The organism is Cobetia sp. UCD-24C, assembly GCF_001306765.1.
GTDB classification, from domain to species: Bacteria; Pseudomonadota; Gammaproteobacteria; order Pseudomonadales; family Halomonadaceae; genus Cobetia; species Cobetia amphilecti.
The window spans coordinates 314,198-336,298 of record NZ_LJTD01000002.1; the positions used below are offsets into that span (position 1 = coordinate 314,198).

15 protein-coding genes, 1 tRNA gene and 1 pseudogene are annotated in these 22,101 nt (G+C 62.0%); 9 read left to right on the top strand and 8 right to left on the bottom strand.

Annotated elements, in window-relative coordinates:
• Positions 1-192: 192 nt before the first annotated feature.
• The 5 genes from AOG28_RS03650 to AOG28_RS03670 all read right to left on the bottom strand — a co-directional run bounded on the left by AOG28_RS03650 (position 193) and on the right by AOG28_RS03670 (position 9,793).
• Complete coding sequence (locus tag AOG28_RS03650; RefSeq protein WP_200906724.1) at positions 193-2,910, bottom strand: GNAT family N-acetyltransferase; 2,718 nt, start codon at positions 2,908-2,910, stop codon at positions 193-195.
• Entirely contained in the window at positions 2,907-4,523 is a 1,617-nt protein-coding gene (locus tag AOG28_RS03655; RefSeq protein ID WP_152965321.1) for a SidA/IucD/PvdA family monooxygenase, read from the bottom strand. The genes AOG28_RS03650 and AOG28_RS03655 overlap by 4 nt, the downstream gene beginning before the upstream one ends.
• Positions 4,516-6,204 carry a pyridoxal phosphate-dependent decarboxylase family protein gene (locus AOG28_RS03660; protein WP_082388207.1) on the bottom strand — a complete coding sequence of 563 codons (1,689 nt, stop codon included), beginning with the start codon at positions 6,202-6,204 and terminating at the stop codon, positions 4,516-4,518. The genes AOG28_RS03655 and AOG28_RS03660 overlap by 8 nt, the downstream gene beginning before the upstream one ends.
• Positions 6,205-6,594: 390 nt before the next feature.
• Entirely contained in the window at positions 6,595-8,778 is a 2,184-nt protein-coding gene (locus AOG28_RS03665) for a TonB-dependent siderophore receptor (RefSeq protein WP_235506934.1), read from the bottom strand.
• Between the two features lie 310 nt (positions 8,779-9,088).
• Positions 9,089-9,793, bottom strand: coding sequence for a hypothetical protein (locus AOG28_RS03670; RefSeq protein WP_054555345.1), 705 nt, complete (start codon positions 9,791-9,793; stop codon positions 9,089-9,091).
• A gap of 251 nt (positions 9,794-10,044) precedes the next feature.
• Here AOG28_RS03670 and AOG28_RS03675 point away from each other — a divergent pair.
• Positions 10,045-10,121: transfer RNA gene (locus AOG28_RS03675), tRNA-Ile, on the top strand.
• A 279-nt stretch (positions 10,122-10,400) separates the two neighbouring features.
• Here AOG28_RS03675 and AOG28_RS03680 read toward each other — a convergent pair.
• Complete coding sequence (locus AOG28_RS03680) at positions 10,401-10,958, bottom strand: PRC-barrel domain-containing protein (protein WP_054555346.1); 558 nt, start codon at positions 10,956-10,958, stop codon at positions 10,401-10,403.
• Between the two features lie 669 nt (positions 10,959-11,627).
• On the opposite strand from AOG28_RS03680, the gene AOG28_RS03690 reads away from it, so the two are divergent.
• The 3 genes from AOG28_RS03690 (at position 11,628) to AOG28_RS03700 (ending at position 13,463) form a co-directional block, all read left to right on the top strand.
• Positions 11,628-12,041 carry a hypothetical protein gene (locus AOG28_RS03690; RefSeq protein WP_152965322.1) on the top strand — a complete coding sequence of 138 codons (414 nt, stop codon included), beginning with the start codon at positions 11,628-11,630 and terminating at the stop codon, positions 12,039-12,041.
• Positions 12,042-12,684: 643 nt separating this feature from the next.
• Entirely contained in the window at positions 12,685-12,999 is a 315-nt protein-coding gene (locus AOG28_RS03695; protein ID WP_043333132.1) for a hypothetical protein, read from the top strand.
• A 236-nt stretch (positions 13,000-13,235) separates the two neighbouring features.
• Positions 13,236-13,463, top strand: a complete 228-nt coding sequence (locus AOG28_RS03700) for a hypothetical protein (RefSeq protein WP_054555349.1) — start codon at positions 13,236-13,238, stop codon at positions 13,461-13,463.
• 147 nt (positions 13,464-13,610) lie between these two features.
• Here the strand turns inward: AOG28_RS03700 and AOG28_RS03705 are convergent, their stop codons facing one another.
• Entirely contained in the window at positions 13,611-15,224 is a 1,614-nt protein-coding gene (locus AOG28_RS03705; RefSeq protein WP_235506935.1) for a peptidoglycan DD-metalloendopeptidase family protein, read from the bottom strand.
• 509 nt (positions 15,225-15,733) lie between these two features.
• On the opposite strand from AOG28_RS03705, the pseudogene AOG28_RS03710 reads away from it, so the two are divergent.
• Both AOG28_RS03710 and AOG28_RS03715 read left to right on the top strand, forming a co-directional pair.
• A pseudogene (locus tag AOG28_RS03710) lies at positions 15,734-16,445 on the top strand (LysR family transcriptional regulator).
• A 151-nt stretch (positions 16,446-16,596) separates the two neighbouring features.
• Complete coding sequence (locus AOG28_RS03715) at positions 16,597-17,607, top strand: glutathione S-transferase family protein (protein WP_054555351.1); 1,011 nt, start codon at positions 16,597-16,599, stop codon at positions 17,605-17,607.
• A gap of 71 nt (positions 17,608-17,678) precedes the next feature.
• On the opposite strand, the gene AOG28_RS03720 is transcribed toward AOG28_RS03715, so the two are convergent.
• Complete coding sequence (locus tag AOG28_RS03720) at positions 17,679-18,200, bottom strand: YaiI/YqxD family protein (RefSeq protein WP_082388208.1); 522 nt, start codon at positions 18,198-18,200, stop codon at positions 17,679-17,681.
• Positions 18,201-18,791: 591 nt separating this feature from the next.
• On the opposite strand from AOG28_RS03720, the gene AOG28_RS03725 reads away from it, so the two are divergent.
• The 3 genes from AOG28_RS03725 to AOG28_RS03735 all read left to right on the top strand — a co-directional run bounded on the left by AOG28_RS03725 (position 18,792) and on the right by AOG28_RS03735 (position 22,085).
• Positions 18,792-20,498 (top strand): DEAD/DEAH box helicase, encoded by a 1,707-nt coding sequence (locus AOG28_RS03725; protein ID WP_043333127.1) that lies wholly within the window; start codon positions 18,792-18,794, stop codon positions 20,496-20,498.
• A 205-nt stretch (positions 20,499-20,703) separates the two neighbouring features.
• Complete coding sequence (locus AOG28_RS03730; RefSeq protein WP_054555352.1) at positions 20,704-21,276, top strand: PRC-barrel domain-containing protein; 573 nt, start codon at positions 20,704-20,706, stop codon at positions 21,274-21,276.
• A gap of 53 nt (positions 21,277-21,329) precedes the next feature.
• Positions 21,330-22,085: an endonuclease V gene (locus AOG28_RS03735; protein WP_054555353.1), complete on the top strand. Its 756-nt coding sequence runs from the start codon at positions 21,330-21,332 to the stop codon at positions 22,083-22,085.
• Positions 22,086-22,101 lie beyond the last annotated feature (16 nt).

Below are 22,101 nucleotides of genomic sequence, written 5' to 3' on the forward strand. Positions count from 1 at the left end.
GTAATGGTATTGTTGTTACGAATCATTATCAATGATTGTGTATCAGACACGCCAAGGACCGCCCCCGAATGTCTCGAGGGCGGTCCCGGTGCTGCTTGGTCGTAGTTAGCTGGTCTTGGCTGACGGGTCGTAGCTGACGGGTCATGGCGATCACCAGGTCATCGAGACCTGGTGATCGCCAAGCGTCACTGCCTAGCGGCGGGCGAAGGCCGCGATGGGGTTATCCAGCTCGCCCTTGAGCTGCAGGGCGCCGGACGGATCGGTGAGATCGACCATCTGCTGGTTGTTGCGCAGCTGCAGGCGGTTGAGGCACGACAGCGTGAAGCGCGGCGCGAACAGATCATGACGCGCGAACTTGTCGGCCATCTCCGGGTGGGCATCCTGATAGTCATGGATGCAGGCCGCGACGCGCGACCAGAAGGCCTCCTCCGTCATCACCTGCTCGCGCACCAGCAGCGGTACCGCGAAGCGGAAGATGCAGTCGAAGACATCGGTGAGCAGCGACAGGATACGGATCGGTTCCGGCACCTCGACCACCAGACGCTCGACCCCTGCCGGCAGTTCGAGTGCGCGCGTCTCTTCGGTGGCGAACAGCGCCGCTTCCTCGGCGATGTCCTTCATCAGCGCACCACATGGCACGCCATCGCGCAGACGCATGATCAGGTTCTCGCCGTGCGGCATGAACACCAGGTCGTGCTTGAAGTAGCAGTGCAGCAGCGGCGTCATGTAAGCCGTCAGCCACTTGTCGATCCACGCTTCGGCGCCGATGCCGGAGCGCTCGATCAGCGCCGGCAGCAAGGCCTTCTCATCGTTGTCGACATGCAGCAGCGCGGCCATGGTCATCAGGCGCTCGCCCTCGTCCTTGACGTCTTCCGGGCTCTCGCGCCACAGGCTGGCCAGCATCTTGCGATAGCCGACGGCCGCCGGGTCCGCGTCTTCCAGCACATCATCGCGATAGCCGATGGCCGCGACTTCACGCAGCAGGCGGAAGCCCCACTTCTCGAAGGACGGGTCCGAATCGATCAGGCCCTGCAGCCACTGATTGATGACCGGAGTGGCACGCATGTAATAGGGCGACAGGCCGCGCATGAAGCCCATGTTGAGGATCGACAGCGCCACCTTCACATAGCGACGGTTCGGCTGATTGCGGTTGTAGAGCGTGCGAATCGACTGCTGCGCCTGATAGCGGTCCTCCCCCAGGCCGAGACAGACGATGTGCTGACTGGCGATCTCGGCGGCGAAGGTGATCGCCAGCTTGTGGCTCCACTGCCACGGGTGCACCGGCATCATCAGGTAGTCGGAAGGCGCAAGGCCCTTCTCGGTCAGCTGCTGTTCCAGACGGGCGAGTTCGGCTTCACCCAGCTCTTCCTCGAGCAGACGGCGCGGATCGAGACCATCCACGGCCGAGTAATGGGCGTTGTCGCGATGCACGGCGATCCACACCAGCGAGAACGGCTGCGCGGCTTCCGGCGCGTAGGCGCGATAGTCCAGCGCATCGAAGCCCATGCGGCCATTGTTGGCGACGAAGCACGGGTGCCCTTCGCTCATCGCCGATTCCAGGGTCTGGAAGGAGGCACCTGCCAGCACGCGGGCGGACTGATTCTCGCGCACGGCGCGCTGCATCTTCCAGGCGCTGGAGGCGAGCGTGGCGCTGACCTCCTCGAGATAGACCGGCAGCAGACGCGGCGGAATCTCCAGCACGTCATTGAGTTCCAGAATCAGCTCACGCGCGTCCAGCGGCAGGGCGTTGCCGTTGGCATCCAGGCGCTGGATGGAGGCGGCATCGATCAGCCAGTGATCGAGCTGGAAACGGCGCGCCACGAAGCGATATTCCGCCGCGCGGCGGCTGACCGGCTGCGTGTCGCTGACCTGCGCTGCCAATGGCAAGCGGAAGTGATGCCAATTGTCATGGCTCTGGCAGGCGGTGCGGGTACCGCAGTCATCGGCGCATTGCGGGTGGATCAGACGCTCGTGGCTGAACTCGGCCAGCGCCTTGCGCACCAGCAGGCGATTGGCCTGCTGCCAGTCCGGGCCGGTGAGATGCTGGCTGGCCGCGGCCGGGGTGGCGGTCACGCCGCGGTCCAGACGCGGGCTGCGGCTGGCCAGGGCAGCGCGGAAGTCCTGCGGGGTGCAGAAGCACAGGCGCGCCGGCTTGCCGTCGAGATCCAGCGGGCCATGATCGACGAAGCCCACTGCGGCATTCAGCGGATGAATGGCGCGATTGCGGCTGTCCGGCTCCACCACCACACGGGTCACGGGACGGACTGCATCTTTCCCTTCATCGGCATGCTCATCGCGGAACTGGCCGGCGAAGATCATCGCCATGATCGATTCGATCACCGCCCGCGAGAAGCCGCTGATGGGGGCCTGGTCCTCGCTGCGCGGCGCGACGAGGAAGTGCATGCCGAAGTCGCCGGGCTGCACACTGTAATGCTTGCCGAGCGGGTCGTGCGCCGGGTCATAGAGCTCGACCAGAAAGGCCGGCTGGTCATTGTAGAAACCGACCCAGCCCTGGGCGTGCTGGCTGTCTTCCAGGCCCTGGTAGAAGTCGTACTTGGTGGTGATGAGGTCATCACTCATGCCCCAGAAGCTGGCGCGTTCACCGCTGGTCCATTCATCCACCATCGCCATGTCGGCGGCAAGGTCGAGCGGGCGCAGCGCGAATTCGGCACGCTCGCTCGTGCTGTCATCCTGCGGCTTGCGCAGGCGTGCCTGGGCTTGCTCCAGCTCCACCGCGCGTCGGGTGAAGCGCGTTCCCGGCGCCGGGCTGAGCAGATCGAGCGTTGCGGGCGCGGCGAGCGATGTCGTCCCGAATACCTGTTGTGACGGTGTCGCTGCACTGTGAGAACTTGCCGCGCTGCTGGACTGTTCGGCGCTTGCGGCGCTGGTGATGTCGACTGGCATGTTCATGCGGTGGTCTCCCGGTGTTGCGGTGCAGCGGTGTGGGTCGTGTCGGCCTGGGGGGCAGAGGCGGCGTCGGCAGAGGCGGTGCCGGCAGAAGAGCTGACGGCAGAGGATGGGCCGGTAGATGAGCTGACGGTAGAGGATGGGCCGGCGTGAATATCCGTCTCGCCGTAGGGCAGGTGTGCAGCGGGCAGCGGTGTGAAGCCATTGCCACAGCCCTTTTCAGAGCCGGGCGCGCCGAAGCTCTGGAAGGCGATGCGGCGCTCGATGGTATAGACCTCACGACCGGTGATGGCGCGCAGGATGCAGCTGTTGCGATAGCAGGCCATGCCCAGATCCGGCGCGGCCAGCGAGTGGGTATGCAGCTCGGCATTCTGGACGAAGATCTCGCCGGCGAACGGTGATTGATCGCCTTCGTTGCCGTCGGCATCCGCGGTGCTTTGCGTGTCGACGGCGTAGAAGCGACCGACGGCGTAGCGGCCTTCCTCGTCACGACGAATGCGTGACTCGATGCTGCGCAGGAAGGGCGGCGCCACGTAGTGATAGCCTGTGGCCAGCACCACGGCGCTGGTGTCATGACGCCAGGCCTGCTGCTGTTCGCGCTGATAGAGCCCCAGCGTGAAGTCGCCGTCGGTCTCTTGCTTGTTCAGCGAGGTCAGTTCGGTATTGGTCATCAGGGTGGTGGGCACCACGCCTTGCAGCTGCTTGGCGTAGAGGGTGTCGTAGATCTCGTCGATCAGCTCGAGATTGATGCCCTTGTAGAGGCCCTTCTGGGTCGCCAGCAGAGTGTTGCGCTGCTCACGCGGCAGGGCGTGGAAGTAATCGATGTAATCCGGCGAGGTCATCTCCAGCGTCAGCTTGCCGTATTCCAGCGGGAAGAAGCGCGGCGAACGCGTGATCCAGTTGAGCTGGTAGCTGTGCTGGTCGATCTCGCGCAGCAGGTCGAGATAGATCTCGGCGGCGCTCTGGCCGGAACCGATGATGGTGATGGCCGGCTGGGAGGTCAGCTCCTCCTTGCGCGCCAGATAGTGAGCGTTGTGGCACACGCGGCTGCCCGCGACCGGCACCACGTCACGCACGGCATCGGCGGCTTGCGGCAGGTAGGGCTGGGTGCCGGTGCCCAGCACCAGCTTGCGTGCGCGATAGGCGAAGGCTTCGCCGGTGCTGGGGCGAGTGCCGCGCACGACATAGATGTCGCCGACATGCTGGATGTCCTGGACGTCGTGATCGAAGCGCAGGCAGCTCAGCTCGCGCGCCGCCCACTGGCAGTACTGGTTGTACTCACGACGCAGCAGGAAGAAGTCTTCGCGGATGTAGAAGTTGTAGAGCTTGTCATGCAGCTTCAGATAGTTGAGGAAGCTGAAGTGGCTGGTCGGGTCGGCCAGCGAGACCATGTCCGCCATGAAGGGCGTCTGCATGCTGGCATCTTCCAGCAGCATGCCCGGGTGCCAGTCGAACGCGGCCTTGCGCTCGAGGAAGACGCCCTGGACGTCTTCCAGCGGCTCGCTCAGGCAGGCAAGGCTGAGGTTGAAGGGGCCGATGCCGATGGCAACGAAATCCAGCACATCATCGCGCGCTTCCAGAGTGTCTGTGACGTGAGGGTTCGAGGTGTCATGCATGACGGCTTTCCTTGGCTTCTGTGGTGTGACTGCGACGGCTGGCGGCCGGAATGTCGGCCAGTGGTGCGCCATGGTTCGGTTGGGCGGTGGTGCTGACGGCCAGCTGATGCGCCTTGACCAGCGCCTGGCCGTGCTGGCGGATCAACTCGACCACGGCGGCTAGGTCTTCCTGGCGCGTTTCCGGATTCAGAAGAGTGAACTTCAGGTACTGACGGCCCGAGACCTTGGTGGCGGCGACGATGGCCTCACCGCTGCGTGACAGGCGCTTGCGGATCTCGCGGTTCAAGGCGTCCCACTGCTCGGCGCTGAGGGTCTCTTCGTTGGCGTCATGGAAGCGGAACACCAGGGTGCTGAGCTCCGGCGCCTGGACGACATCGATATCCGGCGCCGCCTCGAGCAGCTGGTAGCCCTCGCGGGTGAGGTCGATCACGCAATCGAGCATGTCGCCGAGGGCATCGGCGCCCATCAGGCGCAGTGTCATCCACAGTTTCAGGGCGTCGAAACGACGCGTGGTCTGCAGACTCTTGTTGACCTGATCCGGCGTGCCTTCGCGGGCCTGAAGCTCCGGGTTGAGGTAGTCGGCGTGGTAGGTGACGTGGCGCAGCTGGGTGCGATCACGTACCACGCAGGCACTGCAGCTGACCGGCTGGAAGAAGGTCTTGTGGTAATCGATGGTGACGGAGTCCGCCATCTCGGTGCCCTTGAGCCAGTGACCGTGACGACGCGAGGTGATCAGGCCGCCGCCGTAGGCGCCATCGACATGGAACCAGATGCCACGGGCGTGGCATTCACGGCCGATGGCCTGCAACGGGTCGATGCTGCCGAAGTCGGTGGTACCGGCAGTGGCGACCACGGCCATAGGGATCAGGCCTTCGGCGCGGGCATTGTCGAGGGCGTCACGCAGGGCCACGGGGTCCATGCGGCGGCGCTCATCCACGGCGACCGGGATGACGGCATTGTGGCCGAGGCCGAGCAGGGCACAGGCCTTCTGCAGACTGAAATGGCTGATGCCGGAGGCGAAGATGCGCAGGCGTCCGGCTTCCGGCGGCAGGCCGTGGGTCTGGTTGCCGGGGTGGTTGGGCAGCTTCTCGCAGACCGCATCACGCGCCAGTAGCAGTGCCATCAGGTTGGATTGGGTGCCGCCGCTGGTGAAGATGCCATCGGCGGTTGGGCCCAGGCCCAGGCGCTCGGTGGTCCAGTCGATCAGGCGCTGCTCGATCAGGGTGCCGCCGGCGCTCTGATCCCAGGTATCGAGGGAGGAATTGATCGCGCCCAGCAGGCTCTCTGCCCAGACGCCGGGCAGCACGACGGGACAGTTGAGGTGCGCGATGTAGCGCGGGTGATGGAAATAGACGGCATCTTTCAGGTAGAGCGACTTGAGCTCATCCAGACCGGCCTCGAGGTTCTCGAGGGGCGTCTCGAGATCGAGGTCGGCGAAGGCCGGGCGCAGGGCTTCCGGGGTGATGCCACTGAATGGCTTTTGGACACTGTCGAGCTGTTCAGCCACCAGCTGGCTGATGCGGTCCATGCCTGCCTGCCAGGCATCCATGTTGGCAGGCGAGAATAAGGCGGCGCGCGGCGAGCTGGACAGTGAGCTCGCACAGGTGTCGGTCTGGGCGTCAGACACGGAGGATCCGGTGGCAGTGCCGTAGGTGGCGGCGGAATCTAGAAGGCTGTGCATTACATAACCTTATGCGAATGTTCGCAGATAAAGACTTGGAAGAGGCTCGCAGCCAGCTGGGACAGATGGCTCAGGTGCGAGGACCAGTCAGGACATTCATCAAGTGCCGCGTTTGCGGTCGTTGTTGTTGGTGAAGCTGTTGGTGAAGCCGTCGGCGTGGTCAGTCACGTCTGCCGTGGGCATCGGCAGAGTGAGTCGTCACCGAGCGCCCCTGTGTCGAGCAATCTCGGTGGCCGGCAATCCCGGTGGCCGGCATCCCCGGTGTCATGTGCTGGACACGCCAGAGCTATCAGACGATGAGTGGTTCAGGGCGATGGTGCCGGCGACATCCTTGCCGCCGGCGGGTCGTGCGGGTCGATTCAGAATCGACGGACTGCGGAGTTTTCCAAATCAGAAATCATAGGTCAGTGTCGCGGTCATGCTGCGCTCGGCACCGTAATAGCAATAAGTAGTGCTATAGCAGGATGCGATGTATTCCTTGTCGAGCAGATTGCTGACGTTGAGCTGCACGCTGGTGCCGCTCCAGCCGATCTGGCTCAGGTCGTAGCCGACCAGGGCATCGACCAGTGCGTAGTTCGGCACCTTCTCGGTGTTCTCGGAATCCGCCCACATGTCGGCGTAGTAGCGCACGCCGAGGCCGGCATTCAGCCCCGTGAGCGGGCCTTCATTGAAGGCGTAGTCACCCCAGACGCTGACCTGGTGCTTGGGCACCTGGTTGGCATCGTTGCCTTCAGTGCCATCTTCCGCCTTGGCATAGGTCACGTCGGTGTAGCTGTAACCGGCCTGCAGTGCGAAGTCGCGGGTCAGCTGGCTACGAGCCTCGAGCTCAATTCCCTGAGATTCGATTTCACCAGTACTTTCGTAAAAATCATTAAGAGGGTCTTTTGAAACAACATTCTCTTGATTTATACGGAATAGTGAAATGCTGTAGTGGTCACGCGTACCGTTGGGTTGGTACTTCAAGCCAACTTCAGTTTGCTTACCAGTAGTTGGATCCAAAAGATCGCCATCTTCACCTACATAAGAATTAGGAGTAAATGAAGTAGAGTAGCTAATGTAAGGTGAAATACCGTTATCGAAACCGTAGATCAGACCGATACGTCCGGTAATTTCACTATCATCCAAGGAATCGTCTATCTCTGAGTAGTAATTGTTTACCTGGCCATCTTGCTTGTATTCATTATAATCATTGTAGCCTTCATTGTGTATGCTAACCCAATCCTTCCTTAGGCCTGCTGCCAAGTTCCAGTTTCCCCACCCGATTTGTTCATGCACATAGATGCCAGCCTGCTCGAGCTGTCTTTTTTCATTCGTGAATGAGTCATATTCATCATCATAATCTGAGCTGCTACCAGCATTTACATTGTAGTAATCGTAAGTCTCGCTATACCAGTTAACATTGTTTTCACGTCTTTGATAGTCAGCTCCAACCAGTAGTACGTGATCAAAATTTCCTGTCGTAAAGTGACTTTCAATCTGATTATCAACTGTCCACGCGTTAAGGCTTTCATCGGCAGCTGTATACCCACGAGAGAGTTCCGTTCCTGATACCCAGCCTGTCTGATAAACAGTCTCGTAATCAACGTCTGAGCTCAGATAGCGAAATTTTTGCCGAGCAGTGACATTCTCATTGAAGCGGTGTTCGAAGTCATAGCCGAACATACGCTCGGTGCGTTCGAATTTTTCAAAGTCTTCGTCGCCATCGAAGAAATTATTATCTAGCTTGGTGCCGTTGTAGCTGACCACCGTGCCTTCATAGGGCAGGCCGGAGTGGTAACCGCCTTCCGGGTCCTTCTGGAAGTAGCCCATCAGGGTGACGGTGGTGTCGTCGGTGACGTCCATGGTGATCTGCGGCGAGAAGGCGTAACGCTCTTCCTCGACGGAGTCGACCTGGGTGTCCTCGGCACTGGCGAGGCCGGTCAGGCGATAGGCGATGCGCTGCTCGTCATCCAGCGGGCCGGTGAGGTCGAAGGCCGCGCTGCGTTCGTTGTCGTCGCCGACTGTGAAGCGGACCTGGCCGGAGTCCTGGAACTCGGGGCGCTTGGACTGCATCGCGACCAAGCCACCCGGCGAGGAGCGTCCGTAGAGAACGGAGGACGGCCCTTTCACCACCTCGATGCTGTCGAGGAAGTAGGGGTCGATGGTCATCGAGCTGTAGGAGCCCGAGTCACCCATCAGCTTCAGGCCATCCAGGAAGGTGTTGCTGACACTGCCATCGGAGAAGCCACGCAGCACCAGATAGTCATAGCGGTTGGAGGCACCGATCTGGTTGGTGAAGACGCCCGGCGTGTAGTCCGCGGCACGCTGTACCGTCTCGGCTGCGCGCTTGTCGATATCGTCGCGCGTGATGGTGGAGACGGCCTGTGGGGTTTCCAGATAGCCGGTGTCGGTCTTGGTAGCCGCTGTGGTGGTCACCGTCATGGTGTCGAGGGTCTCGTCCTGAGACTCACGGTGGTCGGCCGCCATGGCCTGACCGGCGAAGGGCAGGCCAAGGCCAATCGCCAGTGCCAGAGGGTGCCTGGGCAGGGTCATCAGCAGGGAGCGAGTGGCTTTATGTGCGGCGGAGTCTTTCATGAGCGCGGTGTTCCATCCGGAATGATTTATATAGGAATGATTCTTGTTCGTCGTTCTCTCCTGTGGGTAGACGTTCAGATGACCGCTTTCTGAACCATGAATGAGAATTATTTTTATCATTCTCTTATGTCGTGGTGTCATGAGGGCTGACTATCGCCGTCATGCGCGCCCTCGCTGGCTGGCGCGGGCCGTTATCCTTGGCTGCTACCGGCACAAAAAAACCGCCCCGTGGGGCGGTTCTGATGACGCGATGAACGTGCTCGCGACGGAAGCGCCGCGCTTGTCTGGCGGCGTCGCGCTGTGCTGAAGGTTACTGGTCGACCATCTCGCCCTGCAGTGTGACGGGAATGTCGCCTACCAGCTTGCCGTAGCCCAGCAGGTTGAGCAGGGTGCTGCCGACCTGATTCCTGGCGACTTCTGCACTGTCCAGTGAGATGGGGTCGGCGTTGATGAAGGTCAGGTGGGTGGCATCCTGACGGGTGACCTCCAGCGGCAGGGTCTCGCGGTGGGTGCGGTTGCCATCGGTGGCCGAGAAGGGCACCTGCATGCGCGTCGTCTGACCGGGCTCCAGCGCCGCGATGGCCAACGGGTCAAGGTTCAGGGTCAGCGTGGCCAGGCGCATCTGACTGACGCCGGACAGCCACGGCGGCAGCTCGCCGACCTTGTCGAGCAGGTCGGTCTGGCCGACGCTCAAGGGAATGCTCATCTTGCCGTCATCTCCTACGGTGCCGCTCAGGCCATTGAGGTGATGCACGTGCTCCACATTGCCCTGGCTGCCCTGCGCGGTCAGCGTCGCGGTGGCGCCGCTGCTATTGGGCACCAGCTGCCAGGCTGCCTGTGTCGGCAGACTCACACCGATGCCACTCATGGCGAAGGCCAGTGCCGCGGCCTTGATCGGGGCGCCGAAGCGGCTTTTGGCGGCTGTGGCGGTGAGGCGGCTGGCGGGTTTGCCGGTCGAGCGACGCGCAAGCGTGCGACTCAGGGCGCGGGTCCAGCGAGAGAAAGGCAATGACATGTCATGACTCCTGATGGCCAGGGGCTTGATCGGGCGAGGCCCACCATGAGCGCCTGGAAAAGATTCGATGCTGCAGATGGGACATTGGACAGGCGGCGGCTCTAAGGGTTCGCGACACTCGTCGCAGTCGCAGGCTGACGGGGATGATCAACGCACATCTCGCGTCGCAGCCGGGAGGGGGAAATCGCTATGTTGTTGAGTTTTCGGGCTTTCACGAGGCTCATGCTTTCGCTATCATATGCGCGCTGCATGGGCCCATAGCTCAGTTGGTTAGAGCACTCGACTCATAATCGATTGGTCGCAGGTTCAAGTCCTGCTGGGCCCACCATGCATGCCTTCCAGTGGGGTTTCATTCAGCTGATGCTCAAAAGCTCCAGTGCCCCGACAAGTCGCCAATGGCGGCTTTTTTGTGCCTGTCACTTCGGCCTCTCTTGCTGTTCTTTCTTTCTCTTCTTTCCCTTCTTTCCCTTCTTTCCCCCACCAGTGCATCAATGGCGTGATTTCTCGTGGTCCTGAACCACGAACGCCCCATGCCGTGGGGCATGAGGCGTTTTCCTCTGCATTGGCGAGGATCATCCGGTTCGGGTGATCTCTTGCAGGGTCGCTATCACTGAGTCTCTTCTGCCATTTCCTGCTCAGTGTCATTGGCGGCACCGCTGATGGCGTTGCCGGCGGTGGTCAGCGCATTGGCGGTCGCCTGACGAGTGTCCTGCCAGGCGCTGGCAGCGGTGTTCTTGGTTTCATCCCAGGCCGCTGCGGCGCTCTTGCGCGTGTCCTGCCACCAGTCGGTGGTGTAGTTCGGCTGCTGCTCGAACTCGCTCACATCCATGTCGAGGTGGATGCGATATTCCAGGGCATCCAGATCATCGCCCTGTTCGGTCTCGAGGGTGAACTTGCCCGTTTCCACGACGTACTGGTTCTCGTCCAGCCCCATGGAGTCATCGCTTTCGACGACCAGAGCGGCGACCTGCATGTTGTCGTCGAGCAGGATGTCCTCGACTTCACCGATCACGTTGTTGTCATCGTTCTGCAGGTAGACATTGGCATCCATCAGCTCATCTGCGGAGTAGAGCCCCTGCGGACTGGCCATGGCCATGCTGGTAGTGGACAGCAGCGTGGTCGCGGTGATCGCACCCAGAATCTGTTTGCGGTTCATATTGCTCATGCCGTACTCCTTGCGTGTTGAATCGGTACTTCTGGTCCGGTCCCTCAAGCGCTTCCTTCTCGCTCATGGCGCTAATGATTCGCCAGAACCATGACCCTACCCACTGAGATCCTGACGAGACCGACAAGTTTCAAGGGGGTGAAAGAAAAACTTGTACGAGAATTCCTCTGTCTGTCACATGCAAGGTGTAGTGGAGCAATGTCGTCGTGCCACGAGAGTGAGCTTTCTGGTGCTCCGTACCTGTCGCGAACAGGCCGCCCGCAAGCGCTCTGTCAGCAGGGCCCTGACGAAGGGGGCGAGTAGAGGGGGCGAGCAGAGAGGTGAGGTGCTGAAGGATTGCTTGGATGCCAAGGCCCTCGCCATTCAAGGCAAGAAGTCGAGACAAGGCACGTGGATATGCCGCAATCAGTGCGCGTTCAAGGCTTTTTCTGCTCGCTGATTGGCTGCCTGACGAGTGGGACAAGATGTTTTTGCACGTCAAAAGAGGCTTTTTTGTAGCGAAGTGTTACACGGCTCTGGCGGCGCTCTCTCATGCCACAGCGGGCGCATGGGGAGAGGTAAACGCTTGATCAGCGCACACGAAAACGCCTGCCAATGCGTCTACATTAGCTATACAGATACGTTCTGATACGCGTTAAAACTTGTACACGGTTTTGGAAGTGTCTAACTTTGCAACTGTCGAAGCACGGCGGGGCAGGCAGGAGATCACCTGATACAACATTGATGGAGCCGCAGAGCCGCTTTTTCAATCCCTTGTCAGGTTGGTGCAAGTTTCCACATCGTCATGCCGCCCGCTCCACCGGTTTCGAGCACAAGGTTTTCATCATGGATCCAATGGAGGGCATCGAGATGAACACAGTACGCAAGGTTCCCATGGAGTGTTCACGCTGTGGCAGCAACCGGGTTCACCTCGAAGACTCCCCGGCAGATGATGACATCGTCAGTTGTGCAGAATGTGATGAGTTTCTGGGTGTCTGGTTCATGTTGCGTGATCGCCTTGAAGTCAGTGCTCGCAAGCGAGCTGCGATTGACCCGGCCCTGATGGCGCAGAAGGTGGTCCAGCAGCTGGACGCCTCGGCCTGAAGCAAGCGCCTGTAAGGCCCAGTGTTCGCCAGTGCGTGTGAGGGCGCACAAGAATTTTTACCTCAGTGCCAGTCGGATTCGCTGTTTCGCCCTGGTCGCGGGCTTGTTGCCCAAGGCAACGAAACTGAATTTATGGCACTGCAGGTGGAGTCGAGATTTCCGTGATACCGCTGACGACTGTTCAGCGTCCTGGTCGACCTGCGGCGAGCCGCGTTGCTTCCGCGATAGGTCCTGTTCTGCCTGAGAGTGTTTTCCCGGCCTTTGGTCGGGATTTTTTTGGCTTCAAGCCCATGAATACCCGTCTGACGCCCGTCTGAAGAACGGTGCGGCGGACACCCCCTGATCTGGTATGCGTTTGATCTGCGTCATTCGCGAGGTGTTATCAGACTGTAAGATAGTGCTGTCAGACTCTTGCCCGTCGCGCTGCCATGAAGTGTGTTCCGCGCTCTGCGCGATACCTTCCGCAGCCGTGAGCGCAGAGACTGACCAGCGATAAAATTGTGGCATCTAACCGAAAGTGCAATGGAGTCTGTCGCTATCTGTCTCCATCATGCGCACGCAAACCGAGCCACGTCTTGATGTTTTCTGTACTGAGAATCTGGTCATGACATCGTCATCTTTTGCGTCGAAAAGGAGTTCGCGCATGTTTACCCCATCAGTCCCGACCCGTAATGGCCCTCAGTGTCCCGAATGCAACGAAGCGCTGGATTGGCCTGCCCGTGATCTGCCGGATGATCACATCCTCAAGTGCCCCAACGGCCATGCGTTGTGTTCGATGGGCGATTTTCGCCTGGCGGCACGTGAGATGGCGCTGCAGGAGGAGTTCCGCCTGACGCGTGATGGCGCCAGGTCACACGGCCAGCACCGTGTGCCGGAGCGGCCCGTCGCACGCATGTCCAACACCGCAAGCCACGGCACCAGCCATGAGTCGCTTGCCGGCAGCATCAGCGCCGCGTGACATCTGTCTGTTCGCGCCTGCCTCTCAAGCCCCGGCCACCGTGCCGGGGCTTTGCGTCTGAGCGTAGTGCCGGGCAGTGCCTGGGCGAGGTATCTCGGTGAGGTAGCTCGAGCCGAATGACGAGCGACTCCCCGCCAGCGGGGTTGCATGCCGTGCGAGTGGCCCCATGTCTTGGGGAGACGCCAATCGACCAGCTTCAAGGCGAGCGGCCCAGACACCGAACAGGAGAATGCTTCATGTCAGATCTTTCCGAGGAACTGCGTATTCCCAAGCCGTGCCCGGACTGTGGCAGCCAGCGAGTCCGCGTCTCGCAGGTCCACAATCCCGACGACAAGGTGTTCTGTGCATCCTGCGGTACCTACGTCTGCCTGTATGCCGATGTGGCCAAGATGCGAGAGGAGGGCGCGAGCAGCGAAGCGGAAGAGCTGCTGGAGCAGGCGTCCAACAAGGGCATGAAGAAGTGACCTGATCTCTGGCATGAGACACCGACAAAAGAAAAGGCCCCCCACCGTGAGGTGAGGGGCCTTTTCTTTTATCGGGCACATTTCATGTCAGGCGTATTTCATGTCAGGCGCAGGCCCTATGCTTGCGGGCCCGCGCCTGGGTTCGCGTTAGCTCTCGTCACCCTGACTCGGGGTGGAGGCCTTGGCGATGGCGCCAGTGTTGTCGGCGGCTTCCAGCTTGGCCAGCATGTTCTCTGACTGACGCTTGAAGTTGGCGAGCGCCTTGCCGGACAGAGACTTGTTGTTCGGCAGCTGAACGCGCATGGCATCGACCTGGCGGTTGTTGACCATCACCTCATAGTGCAGGTGCGGGCCGGTGGAGCGGCCGGTGTTGCCAGACAGGGCGATCTTCTCACCCATGGTCACGCGCTCGCCTTTCTTGACCAGCGGGCGTGACAGGTGCAGATAACGGGTCTTGTAGCCGTTGTCCATGCGTAGCACCAGATAGCGACCGGCCAGCGGGTGGTTGCCGACCAGCTCGACGACGCCATCCGCGGTGGAAAGCACCGGCGTGCCGATACGCACCGCGAAGTCAGTGCCCTTGTGCGGGCTGATGCGTCCGGTCACCGGATGGCGACGGCTGAGGTTGAACGGCGAGCTGATGCGCGCCTTGTGCGCCAGCGGATAGCGATTGAAGGCCGGGTCGAGGCCCTTGCCGTCGGGGGTGTAGTAGCGGCCGTCGCTGCTGTTGCGCACTACGGTCAGTGACTTGCGAGAACCTTCATAGCGTGCGGCGAGGATGCGGGAATCCATGCTGGTACCGTCGATCATGTCGGACTCGACCAGCACCTGGAACTTGTCACCCTTGCGCGTATCGCGACGGAAATCGATCTTCTTGCCCAGTACCTGGGTCAGCTGGCTGACTTCCGCGACGCCCAGGCCAGTGGCTTCCGCTGACAGGGAGAAGCTGCCACTGACCGTACCGGCGAACATGCGCTGAGTGGCCTGGGTTGCCTTCTCGATCTTGGCGACATTGAAGCTTTCACCGCCGGCCTCACGCTTGACCATGAAGCCGCGACGCGCGTCCTTCATGATGCGCAACGCCAGCAGGTTGCCGTCTTCATCCAGCTTGTAATCGAAGCTGTCGCCGATGCGCCAATGCGTCAGCACGCGCTTGTCAGGCAGCGCCCTGAGGATGCGCGTGGTCTCGCTGTAGCCAAGGCCCAGCGAGCGCTCCGCCATCACGGCGAAGGTATCGCCGGCCTGCACGGTATAGGTCTGCCACTCGGGCACATAGACTTCCTCGGCCGCCAGCTCGGTCTGCAGCGTCGGGCTTTCGCCGAGCTCGACCGGGTCGACGGAGAGGTCGTCATAGGAGGTACCGCCGGCCTGTTCGTCGGTCGCGGTGCCGATGACGGCTTCTGCGGTCTTCACTGCCGCCGGCGCCAGTGCCACGATCGGGCCTGCCGTCTGGCTGTCGGGATGATAGTTGGCATCCGTCAGCAGCGTCGGCATGTCGAAATCGATGGCGACGATCTCGCTGGGCGTCAGTGCTGCCAGCGGAATGTCACCGGAGGCCGAGCTGGGCGCCGCCTGATTGGCGAGCTGCGCCGGGCTCAGGGGAGACTGAGTGTCGTCGGCGGCAGCAATCGCCAGCGGCAGCTTGGCCGGGGTGCTGGAATTTGCACTGGCCAGGTCGATGGCGATGGACTGTGAGGCCGTAGAGACATCAGGAGCATCGAATGTTTCGAGAAGCTTGTGAGCACCCAGCACGGTAACCATGGTGGCAACAGGTAAAAGAAGATACTTGTGCGCGCGAGGGAGCGAATGAAGGATTCGCAGCATATGTGACCGATAAAGTTATGTGAAATGAAAAGATGGCAACAATGAGGCATTCGAACCTTAACCAAGGTTCCCATCGTTCGATAGGCTGGACGCATGTCCAGTATGAGTAATTCAACCCTGTTTAGATCATTGACGGCGCAATTGGCGGTACCGGCAACATGAGGTCTGGCGAAAATAGCGCCATTTTTGCTTAGGAAACGCTGTTCAGGCAGTAAATCCTGCTTGGTGTTAAATTTTGTAAAGTTACGCAAAATAGCGTATTTGGCCTCCTGCATTTCAGAGGATGCCGTCCTGATGTCCGAGGATTGCGACCAGATGTCGGGAGTCTGACAGCACAGAATGCTCTTTTGCTCCCGTCGGGTTGCAGTATCAGGTGTCTGGTTTTTTGCGCCTGGCATGTCAGGATTGCCCCGTGCATTCCCGTACGTTCTGCAAGAGGAATCCCGATGTCGTCACGCGTGACACTGGCTCAGTGGCAGATGCTGGCCGCCGTGGTAGACCACGGCAGCTTCGCGCGCGCGGCGGCCGCGATCCACAAGAGCCCCTCGACCCTGAATCACGCCGTGCATCGCCTCGAGGCCTTGCTGGGCGTGCAGGTGCTGGAGCCGGTCGGGCGCAATGTCCGGCTGACCGAGGCGGGTGAATTGCTGCTGCGCCGGGCGCGAGCTGTTCGAGGAGAAGGAAGCGGACCTGTTGATCAGCGGCCTGATGCTGGATGGCCATCTCGGCACCCCGTTGCTGCGTGAAACCTTCATCGCCGTGGCAGCGCCGGGGCACCCGCTGCACGCCCTCGGGCGGCCGCTGGATCTGCGTGATCTCGTGCAGCATCGCCAGCTGGTGGTGCGCGACAGCAGCCGTTCCAGCGGCATGGATGCCGGCTGGCTCAAGGCCGAGGCGCGCTGGACGGTGAGTCACCTGGCCACGTCAGTCGATCTTGCCGAACGCGGACTGGGCTTCGCCTGGTTGCCCCGTACCCGCATGAGCGAGGCTCTGGCCCGGGGGCGGCTGCTGCCACTGCCGCTGGCCAATAGCGGCGAACGCGAAGTATCGCTGATGCTCTATCTGCCGGACGATGATCGCGCGGGCCCTGCCGTCCGGGCGATGAAGGCGCAGCTGCACGCTGCCGTCGAGCAGGACGCCAGCGAGCGGCGTTCCTGAAAAGCGTGCAGAGCTTGAGAAAAGCACTGGGATCGCACAACGTGATCGTTCGAGAAACTCGATCGTTGCCACGCAGTGAATTCGCTTGCGCTGTCGCGCTCGACTCTTAGGCTGGGGGCATCCTCTCAAGCCATAATAAGGAGCGTGCAAGATGGGCTTACTGGTCGACGGCAAGTGGCAGGATCGCTGGTATGACACCGACAGCACCGGCGGTGAATTCAAGCGCGAGAGCGCGCGGCTCAGGGATTGGGTCGTGGCGCCCGATGCCCCGCTCGAGGGGCCGCAGGGACAAGCGGCCGTGCCCGTCAGTGCGGACCGCTTCCACCTCTACGTCTCGCTGGCCTGCCCCTGGGCGCACCGCGCGCTGATCATGCGCTCTCTCAAGGGGCTCAAGCCGCTGGTCGGCATGTCCTACACCAGCCCCTTGATGCTCGAACATGGCTGGAGCTATCTCGAGGAAGAAGGCTCCAGCGGTGATCCGATCAATGGCGTGCGCTATCACCACCAGCTCTACACCCTGACCGACCCGCACTACACCGGCCGTGTCACCGTGCCGGCGCTGTGGGACAAGCAGACCGGTCGCATCGTCAACAACGAGTCGGCGGAACTGGTGCGCATCTTCAATGGCGCCTTCGATTCGCTGACCGGCAATGATCTGGACTTCTATCCCGAAGATCTGCGCGACGAGATCGATGCCATCAATGCCGAGGTCTATGACAAGGTCAACAATGGCGTCTACAAGACCGGCTTCGCCACGCGGCAGGAGGTCTACGAGCGTCACTTCACGGCGCTGTTCGAGTGCCTGGATTCACTGGAGCGCCGACTGGCCGACTCGCGCTATCTCACCGGTGAATGGCTGACTGAAGCCGACATCCGCCTGTTCACCACCCTGATCCGCTTCGATGCCGTCTACTTCGGGCACTTCAAGTGCAATCAGCGCCGTATCGCCGACTATCCCAATCTCTCGCACTATCTGCGCGAGCTGTATCAGTGGCCGGGCATCGCCGAGACCTGCGATCTTGCGCATATCAAGACCCACTATTACGCCAGTCAGCAGACCATCAATCCCACCGCTATCGTGCCGCTCGGCCCGAGCCTGGCGCTCGACGCTCCCCATGACCGCGAGCGTCTGCCGGGCCAGGGCATTCGCCGTCACGCCTGAGGTCTTGAAGTGTGAGCTGATCGCGCCTGAGTTGATGGCGCCCGAGTTGATGGCGAGCAGCTGCGGTTGGATCAGGCGCGCGGTGTCGGGCGTCTGATCTTCGCCAGCCAGCGGTCCAGTGCATTGCCGAAGTCGCGTTGCTCGCGCTGGCCATAGGCGGACGGGCCGCCGGTGTGCTCGCCGCTGGAGCGCATGCTCTCCATGAAGTCGCGCATCTGCACCTTGGCGCGAATGTTGTTGCCATCCAGCGCCTCGCCGCGGGTCGTCATCACCAGCGCGCCTTTCTCGATTGCCTCCAGCGCCAGCGGCAGGTCGGAGGTGATCACCATGTCGCCGGGGTGGGCGCGCTCGACGATCAACTGATCGGCAGCATCGGCCCCTTGTGGGACCGACAGCGCCTTGACGTGCAGCGAGCGCGGCAGCGGCACCTGATGATTGGCGACGAACCAGGTGGGGGTCGCGGTGCGTTCCGCCGCGCGCACCAGGATGTCACGCGCGGCGCGCGGACAGGCATCGGCGTCGACCCACAGCGTGGTGACATGCTCGGCGGGATGTTGTGGGGAGGGGGCGTCATGGTCTTGCGCGTCAGTCATGCAGGCTCCTGTCAGGTGGCTGTTCAGCGAGTCGTGATGGCGGGGCGCATGCCTGCCCGAGGACGGGCGGCCTGCGACCAAGGTCAAAAGAAAGGATGCAGAATGCGTGAGAGGCTGCTAGAATGCCAGCTCCTCGCATGTAGTGACCCACCATCCTGAGTAGCCGAGCCCGACGTGATCGCCGTTTCTTGTGGCCATCAGCCGGTATTTCGCGCCTCCCGGACCGCGTGGCGTAGCTTGCCCCAGCCATCCGTGACCCCTCGATTCGATCGATGTCCGGCCGCCGCGATGCAAGACCCGTCCCTGTCCACAGTGTGCATGATGGAGCGCCCCGAGACTCTGAGTAGAAGAGCCTCTGGTTGCTGTACGGTCGCCGCAGCGTTGTGCCTGAAAGTGGAATTGCGTCCACCTTCAGAGCAACCCGGGCCCGTCCATGCCAAGACGTCCAGCACTCGTACGTTTTTTCTGATGATGCCAGCGCCTCGTGCCTGACTGCATCGCCAGACGGAGCCCTTACGCTTCGTGTCGGTTCAACCCGACCCATTCTTCAGCTGCAAGCCTTACTTGTAGCCATTTAGGTGTGAGATATACATGACCACGACTTCCGTCGTCGATCGCTTCAGCGATCTTGCCCTGCTGCCTGCCGTCCTGACCTCTCTCGAGAAGCTGGGCTACGAAACTCCGTCCCCGATCCAGGCTCAGACCATCCCGAGTCTGCTCGAAGGCCGTGACATGATCGGCCAGGCACAGACGGGTACCGGCAAGACCGCTGCCTTTGCACTCCCGCTGTTGACCCGTCTGGACCTCGACCGCCGTGAACCGCAGGTTCTCGTGCTGGCCCCGACCCGTGAGCTGGCCCAACAGGTCGCCGTCAACTTCACACGTTACGGTCAGTTCATGCGTGGCCTGGAAGTGGCCACTCTCTGCGGTGGTCAGGACTACCGCGAGCAGATGCGTAGCCTCAAGAGCGGCGCGCAGATCGTCGTCGGCACCCCGGGTCGTGTCATCGACCACCTGGACCGCAAGAGCCTGAACCTGAACGGCCTGAAAGCCCTCGTGCTGGATGAAGCCGATGAGATGCTGCGCATGGGCTTCATCGATGACGTCAAGCGCGTCGTCGCCGATACCCCGAAGGAAGCGCAGCGCGTCTTCTTCTCCGCGACGCTGCCGACCGAGATCGAGCGTATCGTCAACCGCTACCTGGTTGATCCGGTCAAGGTTGCCATCAAGTCCGAATCGCGTACCGCTTCCACCATCGAACAGATGATGGTGCGTGTCGAAGGCGGCGCCAAGCTGGAAGCGCTGTCCCGTCTGCTGGAAGTCGAGACCGTCGATGCGGCCATCGTCTTCGTGCGTACTCGTGCCGCCTGTACCACTGTCGTCGAACAGCTGATCGCTCGCGGTATCTCCGCGGCAGCGCTGTCCGGTGATCTGGACCAGTCCCTGCGCGAGCGCACCGTGACTCGCCTGAAGCGTGGCAAGGTCGACGTGCTGGTCGCGACCGACGTCGCCGCTCGTGGTCTGGACGTGGCGCGTATCACCCACGTCTTCAACTACGACCTGCCGGGTGACAGCGAATCCTTCGTCCACCGTACTGGTCGTACTGGCCGTGCCGGTCGTGAAGGTCGCGCCATCACCTTCGTCAGCGGTCGCGAAATGCGCAAGGTTCGCTGGATGGAGCAGGCCCTGGGCCAGCGCATCACCGAACGCCAGCTGCCGAGCGAAGAAGAGATCCGTGGTCACCGTGACGCCGCCTTCCGTGCTCGCGTCGTCGAAGCCCTGGGCAGCAGCTCCAACGGTCACCGCGCTCTGGTCCAGAGCCTGGTCGAAGAAGGTCACGACCCGGTCGAGCTGGCCGCTGTCTTCGTCAAGATGGCTCGCGCCGAAGAGACGCCGATCCAGTCTCTGCCGAAGCCGGGTGCGCGTCGCAATGAGCGTTCCGAGCGCGGTGAGCGCACCGAGCGTCCGGAACGCGGTGAGCGTCGCAACTCCGCGCCGGTCGCACGTGAAGGCATGAAGCTCTACCGTGTGGCCGTCGGCCACCGTGACGGCGTCAAGCCGGGCCAGCTGGTTGGCGCTCTCGCCAACGAAGGCGGCATCGAAGGTTCACGCATCGGTCGCATCGACATCCGCAACACGCACAGTGTCGTGGAACTGCCGAGCGGTCTGCCGACCAGCATCGTGTCCAAGATGGCGCGTGCTCGCGTCGCTGGCCGTCCGCTGGAACTGGCAGAAGATGGTGCGGGCGCTCGTCCGCAGCGCCGTGAAGGTGGCAACGACGACCGTCGTCGCGCCTGATCAGGCCTGAGTCGGGCCGGCACTGGTCGCAGTGCTGGCCACGGCTTCTGAAAAGACCGGTACCTCTCACGAGGTGCCGGTTTTTTTGTGCCTGAACGAAAGGCGTCACCGGGGCTGGTATCCTGTGCTGGCGTAGGTCCACCGCTAATCGTAGCTCCACCGCTCATCATAGCTCCACCGCCCATCATTTCCCGAGGATGCCCACATGATCTCTTCACTCGATGCCTTGCGCCGTGGCCTGCAGGCCACGCCTGCCCGCCAGCTGTTGCTGTGCGCTCTGCTGGCGACCCCCTGGTTGCCACTCAGTGCGGCCCACGCCGAATCCGGCATGCCGGCCAGCAGCGCCACGCCGGAGATTCGCGTCCCGCTGGTCTCGCTGGAGGCCCTGCGTCTGGCGCCGGTGGTGTCACCGCAGGGCGAGGCGCTGGGCAAGGTCGATGATGTGCTCAGTGATACCCGTGGTCAGATCCATCGCCTGCTGATTCGCCCGGACGGCGGCGACAAGGCGGCCAGCATCGACTTCGCGCGCTTCACTCGTGAGGCGGTCAGTGACCCGCTGGCGGCCGCGGCGCCCGGCGACATCCGTTACCGACTGGTGCTCGACATGACGCCGGAGCAGCTGACGGCCCGCGCGGACCAGCCGCTTTCCAATCGCCTGTCGCGTCAGCTGGAGCGCAGCATGGGGGAGGTCGGCAATGGGCTGGACACCTTCCGCAATCAGGCGGCGGAGGTGCTGCGTTCACTGGGCAAGCAGCTTGAAGGTGAGGGCGATCGATAGCATCTGAGGGAGAGAGACTCGCAACCACCGTGAGGGAATGCATGAGTGAGTGGATGACAGCACTGCACGATTGGAATCTCGACCCTGCCGCCGCCGTTGCCAAGCAACGCGAAATGGCCACTCGACTGACGTTGACGCCGCCCTGGGGAGCAAGCCCCGGCGATTGGCCAGCGACCATCACCGGTGTCGATATCGGTTTCGAGGATGAGGGCGAGGTGACACGCGCGGCGGTGGTGACGCTGGATCTGGCGACGCTGGAGCCCCTCGAGCAGCAGCTGATCCGTCAGCCGACACGCATGCCGTATATTCCGGGCTTGCTGTCGTTTCGGGAGCTGCCCGCCGCCATCGCCGCCCTCGAGTCGCTGGAGCGTGCGCCCGAATGCCTGATGGTGGACGGCCATGGCATCGCGCACCCGCGCCGCCTGGGTGTGGCGGCGCATCTCGGCCTGTGGTGTGACCTGCCATCCTTCGGCGTGGCCAAGAAGCGCCTGTGCGGCAAGCATGGCGAACCGGGCGATGCGCGCGGCGACTGGGTCGCACTGACGGATCGCGTGCGTGAAGCGGATGGCGAGCTCGGCATCATCGAGAATAGCGAGCTGCCCAAACGCGAACAGCGCAGCCAGCTGGGCGCCGTGCTGCGCTCGCGCGCGAAGGTCAAGCCGGTGTTCGTCTCGCCGGGCCAGCGCATGAATCTGGACACGGCGCTGGCGATGACCCTGCACTGTCTGGGCAAGACCAAGCTGCCCGAGCCGACCCGACTGGCGGACCAGCTCGCCAGCCGGCGCCTCAAGCGGCTTCGCGATACCTAGCTGCCTCAAGCGGCTA

Bases quoted from the DNA above. Each gene is read 5' to 3' on its own strand.
- AOG28_RS03650 (WP_200906724.1), bottom strand. From the start codon at position 2,910: ATGAACATGCCAGTCGACATCACCAGCGCCGCAAGCGCCGAACAGTCC.
- AOG28_RS03655 (WP_152965321.1), bottom strand. From the start codon at position 4,523: ATGCATGACACCTCGAACCCTCACGTCACAGACACTCTGGAAGCGCGC.
- AOG28_RS03660 (WP_082388207.1), bottom strand. From the start codon at position 6,204: ATGCACAGCCTTCTAGATTCCGCCGCCACCTACGGCACTGCCACCGGA.
- AOG28_RS03665 (WP_235506934.1), bottom strand. From the start codon at position 8,778: ATGAAAGACTCCGCCGCACATAAAGCCACTCGCTCCCTGCTGATGACC.
- AOG28_RS03670 (WP_054555345.1), bottom strand. From the start codon at position 9,793: ATGTCATTGCCTTTCTCTCGCTGGACCCGCGCCCTGAGTCGCACGCTT.
- AOG28_RS03680 (WP_054555346.1), bottom strand. From the start codon at position 10,958: ATGAGCAATATGAACCGCAAACAGATTCTGGGTGCGATCACCGCGACC.
- AOG28_RS03695 (WP_043333132.1), top strand. From the start codon at position 12,685: ATGTTTACCCCATCAGTCCCGACCCGTAATGGCCCTCAGTGTCCCGAA.
- AOG28_RS03700 (WP_054555349.1), top strand. From the start codon at position 13,236: ATGTCAGATCTTTCCGAGGAACTGCGTATTCCCAAGCCGTGCCCGGAC.
- AOG28_RS03705 (WP_235506935.1), bottom strand. From the start codon at position 15,224: ATGGTTACCGTGCTGGGTGCTCACAAGCTTCTCGAAACATTCGATGCT.
- AOG28_RS03715 (WP_054555351.1), top strand. From the start codon at position 16,597: ATGGGCTTACTGGTCGACGGCAAGTGGCAGGATCGCTGGTATGACACC.
- AOG28_RS03720 (WP_082388208.1), bottom strand. From the start codon at position 18,200: ATGACTGACGCGCAAGACCATGACGCCCCCTCCCCACAACATCCCGCC.
- AOG28_RS03725 (WP_043333127.1), top strand. From the start codon at position 18,792: ATGACCACGACTTCCGTCGTCGATCGCTTCAGCGATCTTGCCCTGCTG.
- AOG28_RS03730 (WP_054555352.1), top strand. From the start codon at position 20,704: ATGATCTCTTCACTCGATGCCTTGCGCCGTGGCCTGCAGGCCACGCCT.
- AOG28_RS03735 (WP_054555353.1), top strand. From the start codon at position 21,330: ATGACAGCACTGCACGATTGGAATCTCGACCCTGCCGCCGCCGTTGCC.